The organism is Levilactobacillus namurensis DSM 19117 (assembly GCF_001434785.1).
Lineage (GTDB): Bacteria > Bacillota > Bacilli > Lactobacillales > Lactobacillaceae > Levilactobacillus > Levilactobacillus namurensis.
Genome location: NZ_AZDT01000010.1, coordinates 1 through 12741 on the forward strand (window position 1 = coordinate 1; position 12741 = coordinate 12741).

At 50.7% G+C, this 12741-nt stretch carries 8 protein-coding genes; all 8 read right to left on the minus strand.

The window, feature by feature from the left end; all coding sequences use genetic code 11:
• Positions 1-40 precede the first annotated feature (40 nt).
• Positions 41-400: a type I-E CRISPR-associated protein Cse1/CasA gene (locus FD30_RS01755; RefSeq protein WP_056943654.1), complete on the minus strand. Its 360-nt coding sequence runs from the start codon at positions 398-400 to the stop codon at positions 41-43.
• A complete protein-coding gene (locus tag FD30_RS01760; protein ID WP_056943655.1) occupies positions 393-3287 on the minus strand; it encodes a CRISPR-associated helicase/endonuclease Cas3 in 2895 nt (964 codons plus the stop codon). The genes FD30_RS01755 and FD30_RS01760 overlap by 8 nt, the downstream gene beginning before the upstream one ends.
• Positions 3288-3501: 214 nt before the next feature.
• On the minus strand, positions 3502-5274 hold the full coding sequence (locus FD30_RS01765; RefSeq protein WP_056943656.1) for an ABC transporter ATP-binding protein: 1773 nt from the start codon (positions 5272-5274) through the stop codon (positions 3502-3504).
• Complete coding sequence (locus FD30_RS01770; RefSeq protein WP_056943657.1) at positions 5271-6992, minus strand: ABC transporter ATP-binding protein; 1722 nt, start codon at positions 6990-6992, stop codon at positions 5271-5273. Before FD30_RS01770 ends, FD30_RS01765 begins: the two co-directional genes overlap by 4 nt.
• 234 nt (positions 6993-7226) lie before the next feature.
• Positions 7227-7967, minus strand: a complete 741-nt coding sequence (locus FD30_RS01775) for a DnaD domain-containing protein (protein ID WP_056943658.1) — start codon at positions 7965-7967, stop codon at positions 7227-7229.
• Positions 7968-8042: 75 nt separating this feature from the next.
• The gene (locus FD30_RS01780; protein ID WP_056943659.1) at positions 8043-9224 is read right to left on the minus strand and encodes a pyridoxal phosphate-dependent aminotransferase; all 1182 of its coding nucleotides are present in this window, start codon (positions 9222-9224) and stop codon (positions 8043-8045) included.
• A gap of 22 nt (positions 9225-9246) precedes the next feature.
• Complete coding sequence (locus FD30_RS01785) at positions 9247-9750, minus strand: cell wall elongation regulator TseB-like domain-containing protein (protein WP_024746391.1); 504 nt, start codon at positions 9748-9750, stop codon at positions 9247-9249.
• 47 nt (positions 9751-9797) lie between these two features.
• Positions 9798-12641, minus strand: a complete 2844-nt coding sequence (locus FD30_RS01790) for a helicase C-terminal domain-containing protein (RefSeq protein WP_056943660.1) — start codon at positions 12639-12641, stop codon at positions 9798-9800.
• Between the last annotated feature and the right edge of the window lie 100 nt (positions 12642-12741).

The window sequence follows — 12741 nt, forward strand, 5'->3', positions numbered from 1 at the left end:
CATAGGAGCACCCCGTCGGGTAACTTCTATGCCTCTAAGCTTAGTATTTTTTTTGTAGGTAATCAACGACTATGTCTGAAAAATGACCAGCTTGATAGAGAGTTTGCCAAGTCGCCATCAGGTCATCATTCGCTTCATCGTCCTCTTTATCAATTACCCCGTTCTTAAACCATAAATACGGTTGACCTGTTGCATCAAATCGCGTATATACGGTTGTTAAAATTGCCAACAACAACCGTAAGATTGCAAAGTCTTGCGACCGCATTTCGCCCGCTAACTGGCGATAGTCTTGAGCATGTTCAAAAAGATCAATTAGCGAGATGGTTTGCTCTCGATTAGTTCCCACCTCGATCACCTTAATCCACGGGTCACTAATTAAATTGAAGTGTCGTTCAGTCATAATCATCCTCCTTAGCATAACTTAACCCTAACTTTGACGAATACGTTAATCGCCACCTTCCCAAAGTTGTCGACAGGTGATCATCCAATGGTAGGGCTAAGTCTCCACGTAACCACGGGTCTAACTGCCACTCTGCAAAGTATTTTTGCGTCCGTTTTTCTAATTCCGTAATTGCAGCATCTAACTCTGACGAATAGGCCGTTATCGCAACCGGAATACGAATAACTTGCTCAGCAATTTCCCGTGAAGCCACTTTTTGAATGGGACGTCCATCCAAAAGAAACGCCCCTTGATTCGTACACTTAACCAAAATCACCTCGAGGCTTTCTTGAATATCACGCACAGCTGCACTCGCTTTTTGCCCATCTTTTCCTAAGTCGCCATAATCATTGTCTAACCAGCTATGAATCGTTGCGTCTGGTTTGAAATTAGGCTTTGCAATTTGGAAGACTTTAGCCTTCTTTTTTGAGTCACACTGAAGTTGCGCAAAGTCTGCTTGAGCTTGCTCAAATTCATTCACTTCACCATCTGCTTGAGCCTGCTCACTCTTTTTCACCTCAGCATCCGTACTCGAACTATAGACTTTCTGAACCAATGGCGAAATATCCTCTGGTAATCGTATGGTATCTCCCAAGAAATGGTCCGTCTTCATTAACAAATATTGGCCATAAACAGCCTGGTCACCAGCATCATAGGTTGCCAGTCCCTGAATTCCCATAATAAAAACCTCTGGGTTCTGTAATTCTTTGGGACGTGTAATGGCGTGTCGATGCAATCGCCCGGCCCGCTGAAGAATTAAGTCCATCGGCGCAATATCTGTATAGAGTACATCAAAATCGATATCCAACGACTGCTCCAATACCTGAGTTCCAACGACAACCAATCGATTCGGTCGTTGCCCATTCTTACCAATTTTTGCTTGTAATTCTCTTTCCTGTTTAGCCCGGTCTGGTGCTAAATAGGCTGAATGAAGCAACATTACTTCTACTCGTGAATCACAACTATCCAAAATCAATTTGGTTAGTTCTTGAGCCCGTCGAACCGTATTTACAATTACACCAGCCACACCCCCATCCTGAATTTTTTGCAGAATTGCAGTCGCTAATTCCGTGTCGGGAAGGTTTAATCGCTGAACGCGTAAGTTTTTGGATACCCCATCCGTAGGGCCAAACTTTGTGGTCTGTTTAATTTCGGAACCATCTAAAATTGTTAAGAGCGGGTAAGCTTGGGCCGTTTCCCAATCAGCAGGGGCAACCAATTGACTTTGGTACCGCCGGCCATACTTACCTCTCAGATAAGCCCGCAAGAGAACATTACGCTTGTCAACTGGCAATGTTGCCGAAAGCAGTATCACTGGAACATGATAAGCTCCTAACCAATTGAGCGACCGTTCAAGATAACTGGTCATATATGTATCATAAGCATGAACTTCATCCAAAATAACTACCTTACCACTGAAGCCAAGATGTCGTAAAAACAGATGCTTTTTCTTCAGCCCCATTAATAGCAAATTATCGATGGTGCCCACAATAAAGTCATTCAACATCTCCTTTTTGCCAGTTAACCAACTATCCACTACGGTAGCCCCCGTCTTTCCTTGAAGACGCCTTGCTGCTGGAGTTTTGGCAACTAATTCATCTCGATCATAAACGTTAGTCGCGCGTGGCAAAGCCCGTAAGCTAAGATTAAACGCAGATTTACTATGAGCTAAATCAATTGATAGTTGTTTTCCCTCCTGATCCGCCAATTGCTTAGCCCACCGTAAGAAACGCTCAAACATTGCATTACTGGTGGCTTGAGTGGGTAGCCCCATATAAACCCCATTTCGCCCAGTTTTATAAGCTAATTCTTCAGCGGCTAATAACGCTACTTCAGTCTTTCCAGACCCCATTCCTGCTTCTACAACCACCATTCCTGGATCTAATGCGTCTTGAATAGCCTTAGTCATGACAAGCTGGGTATGATGTGCTCGAAACCCCCATCGCTCAAAATAAGGGTCAACCGGACCATTAGCATTGGTCAACTGGACCTCCCGCGGTTCCCACTTATCGGTACGTTTCCAAGTTAAAATCCCGTTCTGGTAGCGCTTAAGCAAATCGACATCCTGAAATGATTGATCTACTCGAATTAATGGAAACAGCGGTTCCCGATGACTATTGTCTAAGTACTCACTGGAAGCGAGCCAGTCAGCCATAATTAATAGTCCCTCTAAAAGCACCGCCTCAGGCTGACTAACTTCTGGAATCTCTTCAGCGTTCTGATAACCAGCTAGTGCCAATCCATAATCAAATAACCGCTGTTGTGCATCCTGCCAACTTTGCGCTAGTTCTTGGCGATGCGCCTCTTTCATTGAATCATTGGAATGGCCATCTACCTGAAAATAGTTAGCTGTGTAATCCCTAATCTGATGTCGTGGCGGGTTGCCTGCTTTCCCATGATGACCTCCAATAATCGCACCAACCGATTGAGGAATCCTAAATCGCTTACTCTCCAGTAAAGCCTCTCCTGCTAAAGCATGTGGCGACTTCTGTGGAGATGCCAGCACCAAATCAGTCAGATCAGCAAAGCCATGACGGTTTAAGCGGTCGATTAGTTCACCATCCAATGAACGATTACCATCATACGAAGCCTTGGTTTGAAACGCCGGAGTCGCTTTGCCAAAGTCATGGAAGAATCCTAAGAATTTAATAAGCTTCTGCAGAGACTCCTCTGACAAGGATTGCTCCAAAAAAAGGCGTTGTCCCTCGTCAAGCCAATGTAGGAAGAGCCAATTAATGACATGACTGGTATCAATAAGGTGGACCGCTAATGGGAGCCAATATTGTTCGCCCTCCTCAGTACTCTTCTTAGCCCATAAACTAGTCTCTCTTGCAGTCAATGCAACCATACACGTTCACTTCACTTACTATATTTAGTCATCAGATTTAATCAGATTATCATCCAGAAATCTATAAACTTCTCTTATTGATAACATTAATGAAATTGTTTTGAAAAATATTATTTACCTATATTTTGATTTTACTACAATGATTTAGGTATTAACAACACCAAAAGCGCACCTGCCCAACTTCCGGCAAATGCGCTTCCTCACTATAATAATCCTATTCAAATACCATCTGGTTCCGGTACAACTCCGCATAGAAGCCGTTCTCCTGCAACAACGCCGCATGACTACCCTGTTCGATAATTCGACCATCGCGCAGAACCACGATTTTGTCTGCATTCAGAATAGTCTTCAACCGGTGTGCAATCACAAAACTCGTCCGGCCCTGGATCACATTATCCATCGCCGCCTGAATCCGTGCTTCCGTCACCGTGTCCACGTTAGAGGTGGCTTCATCTAGAATCAATAAGCGCGGATTCGTCAGAATCGTTCTGGCAATCGACATCAACTGCTTCTGTCCCGCCGAGAAGATACTCTGTTCATCGGAGACCCGCGTGTCGTATCCGTCCGGCAAACTCTCGATGAAGTCGTGAATGTTCGCCTGCTTGGCCGCATCAATCACTCGGTCCATCCCCGCATCCGGTTCACCATAACGGATATTATCCGCAATCGTTCCCGTAAAGAGTTGCGGTTCCTGCAGAACGATTCCCACGTGTGCCCGTAACGACTGCAGGTCGAACTGGCGAATGTCCGTGCCATCCACGGTAATCGCCCCGGTATCCACATCGTAGAACCGGTTCATCAAATTCATCACCGTAGTCTTACCCGACCCCGTCGGCCCAACCAAGGCGACCATTTCGCCCCGGTGAACATCGATCGTGATACCGTGCAAGATTTCCTTACCCGGTAGGTAACTGAAATGCACATCGTCAATCTTCAGTCCCCGTTGAATATCCGGCATCTCTTGGCCCTGTGCACGATTAACCTCATCATCTTGGCGCCGGACCTCATCGACCCGCCGTGCCCCGGTGATTGCCAGTTGAATCATGCTATACAGACTGGTTAGCGACATGATGGGCTGATAGTACTGTTGCGCATAGTTCACGAAGACCACTACCAACGACAAAGCCGCTCCCGTCGACAAGCTGCCGTTCAGAGCGAACCACGACCCAAAGAAGATGACGATCGCCGTATTTAGCAACGACATCCCCTGCATCAAAGGGTTCAAGATTCCGGACCAAATCTGTCCGGTCAAAGCGGATTGCCGGACCTTGGCGTTGTATCCGCTAAAGCCCTTCAGTGAATCGGCTTGCAGGCCATTGGTAATCAGGACTTTCTGCCCCGTAATCTGCTCGTTGATGTACCCGTTGAGCTTCCCAATATCATCCTGTTGGCGGTTAACGGCCACGCCCGCCTTGCGCATGACCACCGCGGCCACAATTAAAGCCAGCGGCGTCGAGGCCATGGTGACCCAAGCCATCGTCGCACTCTGGTTGAACATCACAATCAAGAGCCCGACAAATTGGGCGATTGCCAGTAGAATTTCTAGCAAAGCCTGATTCATCGCGTTAAAGATGTTATCCAGATCAGACGTGAACCGGGCTAGGATGTCGCCATCCCGGTGGGTATCGAAGTATTGAACCTTCATCCGTTGGAGCTTCCGGAACAGGCCGACCCGCATGGTTCCCGTCGAAAAAGCCGTGACCCTAGCCAAGATGAGACTGGCCACAAAGATTGTACTGGCATCCCCCAAGTAGAGGAGAATGTAGATAATCAGCGTATGGTTAAACGGCGCCAGGGACCCCTGACTGCCGTGGGTCACCTGACCCAAGTAAGTCGTCAACTGTTCGACCGCGCGTCCCAAGTAGGTCGGCGCGACCACGATACACCAAGTAGAAAAGGCAATCAACACGATACTGACTAAAAAGCCACGCCAATACCGCTTTAAGTAGTGCCAGTAATACTTACCGGCAATCTTTAAATCACTCATGACAGCCCCTCCTCTCGTGCCTTTTGCGTTTGATAAATGGTCTGGTAAATGGCGTTCGTCTTCAACAGGGCTTGGTGCGTCCCAATCCCCGAGACCTGACCATCCTCCAAGACCAGAATCTGGTCCGCATTAATGATCGATGAAATCTTTTCGGCAATTACGACCGTCGTGGTGGTCTTTAGATCTCGGTTCAAGGCTTCTTGAACTAACTTTTCTGACCGGGCATCTAACGCCGAGGTCGCGTCATCTAGAATCAAGATTTTAGGGTTGGCAATCACACCCCGGGTAATCGCTAGCCGTTGCTGCTGACCCCCGGAGAAGTTCTGTGACCGCTCCTCCACCGGTGCGTCGTACGTCTGCGGCAGACGCTCGATGAATTCCGAGGCCTGGGCAATGTTAGCCGCCCACTGCATATGTGACGTCTGCGCATCCGGCTGGACTTGTCGTAAATTGCCGGCAATGGTCCCTGAAAACAAGGTCGAGCGCTGTAGGACGTACGCGACCGTTGCACGCAACGCCTTTTCTGGCAATTGCCGAACGTCGACGCCACCCACCTTAACGACCCCGCTGCCGGGATCATACAACCGTGCAATTAGCTGGGCTAACGTGGTCTTACCCGATCCCGTAGCCCCCACAATTCCCAACATGGTACCCGCCTTTAAGGTAAAACTGACATCCTTTAGCGTCGGCTGGTCATCGCCGGGATAGGTGAAGGTCACGTGTTCGAACTGGACATCCCCCGCGACCGGTTGGTCATCTCCCGCGACGTAGGTCATGCTAGGCGCTGTTTCTAAGACCTCACCGATCCGGCCTAACGAGATAAAGGCCCGTGACGCGAAGGTCATCAGAAAGCCCCCGTTGATCACAGCGAATAAGATTTGCATCAGATACGAGATAAAACTGGTAATCGCTGCTAGGTACGTGGGGTGAGTCGTAATGTTTTGCCCCACGATGTAGACCGCCGTTCCCACCGCTAAGTTCGCCGTCAGGAAGAAGGCCGGCATCAGAATGGCAAACCAGTACCCAATCTTAGCCGTAACGTTGGTCAGCTCGTCCGAAGCCTGGGAGAACTTGTGGATCTCGCTAGTTTCTTGGACGAAGGACTTGACCACCCGAATGCCCATCAAGTTCTCTCGCGCCACCGTATTAACATTTTCAATGTCCTGCTGAGTCTGCGCAAAATACTTGGTCATCCGCTGGACTGCTAGACCGGCGACCAAGACGATTACAATCATCATTAAAAGGATGCCCCACCATTGTTGGGGCATGGTCACCAGCGCGAGAATCAAGGCACCAATAAATAACAACGGGATCCGCGTGATTTGTTGGAACCCCGCCATAACGATTTGCTGGACCTGGTTAATATCGTTGGTCATCCGCACAACTAAGTTCGAGGCAGAAAACTTTTCAACATCGGCGTACGCTAACGATTGCACGTGAGCGTACAAGTCCGCCCGTAAATCCGTAGCCACCCCTAAGGCGACCCGGGCAGAGTAAATGGTGTTGACTACCCCGCCGATGATTCCCAAGACGGCTAGCCCCAATAGGAACAAGCCCTGTTGGAACACCGTCTGTTGATCATTCTTAATAATGGCCTCCATTACAGTCTGTAGCAACCGCGGTTGCCACAGGGTCGCAAAGACCAAGACGATCACCGATAGCATGGCCCACCAAACGTCACGCCGATACCGGTGAAAATAAGGCATTAAAACCTTCATGTACACTCCTCCTTAAATCAGGTTAGCCGTAATTTTTAGTGTCCCCCGATAGTCACCGGAGAAGCACCGTAAACCACTCTTTTATCAGATTATACACGAAACCCCGCACTTTTATAGCCTAAATGTTTTCTTAACGCAATTTGTTCTGCTAGCAATTGCCACCAGTTGCCATAAAAAATTCAATCACGACTTAAATAGCACGCCTAAGACCTGCGTCCTCAGCGTGCTTAATCGTCAATCCGTTAATTTTATGATGGGTAACTTAGGCGTTGGCCGGTCCGTCGACCGTCCCGTTGCCGGTGGCGTGGTGCGCTCACTTTGTTGGGCCTTGGCCTGTTGCACTTGCGCCGCCGTGGTCAGGTGCTTCTTATGCCAATTCAGGAGGATACGGTCCAGATACTTCAAGTTATAGACCTGATTCAGCACCGACTCCTTCAGCGCCAACTGAATCAACTCCGGCCGATAGTGATCCTGCTCTAACCAATCATTGATGGTCTCCATCTCGATAGGCGATAAGGGGCGCCCGAATTCCTGTTCAATGTGGTTAAACACGGCAGCCCGGGCCGCCTTAGCTTCCGTCACGGCAGTTGACTTCGCCGTAGTCGTCCCCGTTGCCGTCTCGGTCGCCACCGTATCAGCTTCATGAACGGGTAACTGGCTCAGCTTTTCCGCCAGTAATCGAAAGTCATAGGTGTCCTGCTTCTGGCCTTGCCCATCCGTAACCGTCGTAATGGCCATGAGCTTCTGGGTAATCAGCTCGTGTAAGACCTGATAGACCCGCTGGACGGTCCAGCCAAGCCGACTTGCGACCTGGTCGGCATCCGGCCACTGCACTCCCCGGTCCATTTCCCGGCGTAGTTGCAGGTACACCAGTAACTGGTCGGTGGTCATCCCCACCTCCCGAAAGTGATCCAACAGATAATTGGCCACACTGGTCTGACCATCCTGTAGGTACCGTTGCGTAAACGCGTCCATTTTTCAACCTCCTTCAACAAAACAACGGCCGCGCAGAAATTTCTGGCCCGACCGTTGTTCGGTAATCATGTCATCTTAAGCTTGCATAAACTTCTTTAACCGGTCCAACGCCGTTAATAACGTCGCCTTATCCGTTGCGTAACTGATGCGTAGGTGTCCCGGCAAGCCAAACGCTTCCCCAGCAACGACCGCTACGTGTGCCTCTTCCAAGATTCGGTTCACCAATTGGTCCGTAGTCGTACACTGCTTCAACGCCATAGCTTCCTGCACATCTGGGAACAGGTAGAACGCACCAGCCGGCTTCCCTGGTAACCGAAAGCCCGGCAACGCCGCGAGTAGCGGATAAATGGCGTCTAACCGTTCCTTAAAGCTTGCCTTCATTAAGGCCACGGGATTTTGACTCCCCGTTAGCGCCGACAACGCGGCGACCTGACTGACCGCCGCAGGGTTCCCCGTCATATGGGATAAGGCCTGAGTCAAGCTGGTCATGATGGGTTGTGGCCCCACGGCATAGCCAATCCGCCACCCCGTCATGGCATAAGTCTTAGAGACCCCGTTGACCACAATCGTATGGTCCACAATAGCCCCTCCCAACGTCAACATTGATGGAATTGGCGTCGGTTGATCGTAGACCAGTTCTCCATAAATCTCATCAGCGATGATCCACAGGTCATGTTGGACGGCCCACTCGCCGAGCGCTTGCAATTCTGCTGGCGTGTAGACCACCCCGCTGGGATTCTGTGGGGAATTCAACACGACAGCCACCGTCCGGGGTGTGATTGCCGCGGCCAACTGCTCCGGCGTGACCTTTAAAGTCGCAGTCGGGGCCACTTCCACGGGCCGCCCTCCCGCGAGCTTGACTTGTTCTGCGTAACTGACCCAGTAAGGTGCCGGCAGTAAGACCTCATCTCCCGGATTCACGAGAACCTGGAATAACGCGTATAGCGCTAACTTAGCCCCCGTCGTGACCACGACTTGGTCAGCCGTGACCTGAACGTTTTGCGTTTGGGCTAACCGGTCAGCCACGGCCTGCCGTAACGGCAAGATGCCCGCGGTAGCCGTATAGCCATCGACTTGGTTGGCTTCAATCGCCCGAATAGCATCCGCCTTAATTGGCGCCGGCGTTGGAAAATCCGGTTGACCTAATCCTAGATTAATCACGTCCACGCCGCTGGCCTGAAGATCCCGCGCGCGCTGAGAGACCTGTAACGTTGCTGAGGGCCGCACTGCTTGGGCCCGCTGAGACAATTGTCGCATAACGCAACCTCCTCGAAACAAATTAGATATTTGCAATCTGTTGCAAGACTTTTCCGTTGCTGTACTGGAACGTCAGGTAACAGAGCTTTCCATTTCGACTCAAATAACTCACTTGCCAAGCCGGCTTCCCGTTAAAGATACTCAAAGCCGCTGACAAAACCTTCTTAGGGTTACGTTGCCAGACCCGTTGAAGTACCGCATTGCGTGAAAGCCCGGCACTTTGTTTCAACACAGTCACGTTCTTCCCCGTCTTGGGAATCACGGCGTAAACGTTTTGCTTGGCCTTATTCTGTCCCGCGACCGTGTAGTACGTGGTATCCAGGTTGGTCCAATAGAAGTCGGTGGTCTTGGTCAGCTTCCCCGACTTCTTCGCGATGCGTTCCGCTCGCGTCTGCGCTTGATTGAACGGACGCGTTGCCCGCTGAATCACGTAACCCCCACTTAACAGCAACACTAACACCACTACTAAGACCGTTAGGAGTCCCCAATGCCGTGGCCGGCGTCGTCGTTGGTACTGTTGTCTCATCACTTGTCATCGTACTCCCTTATTCAGATTCAATTAGATTCATTATATCAAATTTCCGGGGTCGTCTCTGAATCCGGAGTCGGCTTTTCAAAAAACTTAACTAGCCCCTGGGTCAACATCCCCACATCGCCAACTGTCCGGGGCATCTCCTTCGGTAGGGCCCGTAAAATGCTCTGGCCGTACTGTCGCTCGACTAAGCGCTGGTCCAAGATCACCACCGCACCATGGTCCCGTGGTGTTCGAATCAACCGCCCAACGCCTTGCCGCAACTTCAAAGTCGCGGCTGGCAACGCGGCGTTATAGAACGGGTTCTTTCCCTGGGCTTCTAGGCGCGCATAGTTGGCCTTGATGAAGACGCGATCCGGCGAGTCAAAAGGCAACCGGGTCACAATCAACAGTTCCAACTGCTCTTCCGGTAAATCAATGCCTTCCCAGAAGCTCGCCGCCCCTAAGAGCACGGAATCGTTTCCCGTTGAGAAACGCTTAGCAATTCGTTCCCGGCTACCACTGATTCCTTGCGCGAGGATCTCTCGCTGGGCGAATTCTGGCTGCTGGGTCAACTGCTCATAGACCCGTTCAATAACGTTCAAGGAGTTGAACAAGACCAGGGTCTGTTTGTGCACAGCCCCCGCCAACTGCGTGATAGCACTTACCAAGTAAGTGACGTAGTCGTCCGGCGCCACCCGCGTCAGGTTCGGCCCTGAATCAGCAACTAACAAGTGTGATTGGTGGGCGTAATCGAAACTACTCCGCATCCGGTGCGTGGCAGTGGTCTGACGGTCTAAATCGAACTGATCTAAGACATACTGCGACCGCCCCGAAGAAAAGAGGGTCGCCCCCGTTAGAAGTACGGGTTGAAAGGCATCATAGATGCGCGATTGTAAGAATCCCTGCGTGGCTAATAACCCACTGGCCAGTTGGAGACTACTGCGGTCGCCTACGTGATTGATAGTGACCCAGAACAGCTCACTGGTCGTATCGGGCGTTGCCTGGTCGAAGATACCTAGTAATCGCTGTAACAGGTCGTCAATCACGTGCAACCGGGTGTCTAACCGTTCGAACAGGTACCGTTGAGAAGCAACGAACCGTTCGTGCTCCTGATCAAAGCGCTCCCGAATCGTTCCGAGTTGCACCAGGAGGGCCAAGTCACCATCCCGTAACTGTTTCAACGTAGGGGCCAAATCTTGCGTGGCGTCAAATAAGGCTCGAGCGGGAACCAACTCTTCAATCGGCGCATTCTGGGTGTTCCCCCGCTTAGCCGCCAAGAACTTCAAAAAGAGGTGGTTGACCACCGTGGTCAGGGCCTGTTCCAGGTCTTGGCTAGTGGTCAACAAGCGCTGAATCGTCTGAGTCGTGGCCTGATCCTGGGCGAACAACGCCAAGAGGTTCGGGCCAATCTCCCGACTGATATCCCGCTGCACATGGTGTAACTCATTCATGATTTGCGCAAACTTCACCTGAGTCCGACGCTGGCGCAAGGTACTCTCCGAAAGGTGTTGCGCTTCGTCGATCACCAGGTACGGCCGATTCAATTGCTCGCCCAACTCATGCGCGTGTTCGCTAAGGTAGGCGTGGTTGACAATCACAAACTGAGCTTGCTTCAATGCTGAATCCCGCCGCCGAATGAAGTCATCCTGATAGAAGGGATTGTCCGGTTGAACGGCTCCCTCATGAACGATTTCCTGGAAATACGGTGCCCGGTACGTTGCCAAATGCAATTCATCGAGGTCCCCGGTCGTAGTCATGGTCAACCAGACCAATAACCGTAGCTTTAAGAGCTGGGTCTGCTTGGAAGTCTCATCTAATGCCAACGTGGTGGCAAACCGTTGCAGGTCCAGGTAGTGACGACTCCCCTTGACCAGCACGGCGTTGACCGGAAACGGAACAATCTGCTTCAATAACGGAATCGTTTGTTCCATTAATTGTTCTTGCAATAACGTCGTGGCCGTACTAATGACGACCGCCCGCCCAGTTTGCCCCAAAAAGGCCATGGGGAAAGTGTACCCCAGACTCTTCCCGATACCAGTGGGGGCTTCGACCACCATCTGTTTGACGGGGTGCTGATCAGCAGCGGCGTAATTATTATAGATGTAATTCATCATTTTAGCCTGCTCCGCCCGCCATTCAAGGTTGTCGGGCATCAGCTTTTGTTTTTGTTTCTTAGTCTTGGGATACTGAATCGGCGCGGTTAGCGGTGTCGGCTCCACCTCTGGCACTTTCCGCAACGCCAACCCGTTCTTCAGGTATAAGAAGTCGGGTAGCTTACGGGGATGTTGCACGTTGAGATCTCGTGCGACCGTAAAAAGCCGGGCCGTTTCGCGTGGCAGATCCGTCTGTAGATCAATCATCTGCTGTAACGTGACTAACGGTAATGCCCGTAACCGCCGAAATAGGAAGATAAAAAGTTCAGCCGTGGCACTCGCATCGCTATCCGCTGAGTGGGGATTATCGTGTTCAATGTTGAAATACCCGCTCAGGTCTCGCAACCGAAAGCTGGGCGCCGTTGGCAACAGAATCTGGCTCAAAGAAACCGTGTCCAAGGCTTCAATCTCCAGCTCTGGGTAGCCTACCCGAGCCAGTTCAGCGTTCACGAAGGGAAAATCGAAGTTAACGTTATGGGCCACGAAGACCGTATTGGTCAACAGGCTATACAGGGTCCCCGCCACATCATCGAATAAGGGGGCGTGTCGAACCCGGGCGTTGCTGATACCCGTCAACCGTGAAATGGCCGCTGGAATCTCACGTAGCGGATTCACATCGGTCTCAAAATGATTAATAATTTTATTATGCTGGACGAAAACGCATCCGATCTGAATAATGCGGTCGCCATCTTGCACACTGGTACCGGTGGTTTCGATGTCGACCACCGCGTAGACCGTGTCTTGATCCATGTCTGCTCACCAATTTCTGCACAAATGCGATTATAACTGGCACTATGATACACCACTTAAGCCGCCAACGCTACGCTTCACCCTGCAATGGCCAGATATC

What these genes read in the sequence shown, in the direction of transcription:
- FD30_RS01775 (WP_056943658.1), bottom strand. Translation starts at nt 7,967, where the DNA reads ATGGACGCGTTTACGCAACGGTACCTACAGGATGGTCAGACCAGTGTG.
- FD30_RS01755 (WP_056943654.1), bottom strand. Translation starts at nt 400, where the DNA reads ATGACTGAACGACACTTCAATTTAATTAGTGACCCGTGGATTAAGGTG.
- FD30_RS01785 (WP_024746391.1), bottom strand. Translation starts at nt 9,750, where the DNA reads ATGAGACAACAGTACCAACGACGACGCCGGCCACGGCATTGGGGACTC.
- FD30_RS01760 (WP_056943655.1), bottom strand. Translation starts at nt 3,287, where the DNA reads ATGGTTGCATTGACTGCAAGAGAGACTAGTTTATGGGCTAAGAAGAGT.
- FD30_RS01780 (WP_056943659.1), bottom strand. Translation starts at nt 9,224, where the DNA reads ATGCGACAATTGTCTCAGCGGGCCCAAGCAGTGCGGCCCTCAGCAACG.
- FD30_RS01765 (WP_056943656.1), bottom strand. Translation starts at nt 5,274, where the DNA reads ATGAGTGATTTAAAGATTGCCGGTAAGTATTACTGGCACTACTTAAAG.
- FD30_RS01790 (WP_056943660.1), bottom strand. Translation starts at nt 12,641, where the DNA reads ATGGATCAAGACACGGTCTACGCGGTGGTCGACATCGAAACCACCGGT.
- FD30_RS01770 (WP_056943657.1), bottom strand. Translation starts at nt 6,992, where the DNA reads ATGAAGGTTTTAATGCCTTATTTTCACCGGTATCGGCGTGACGTTTGG.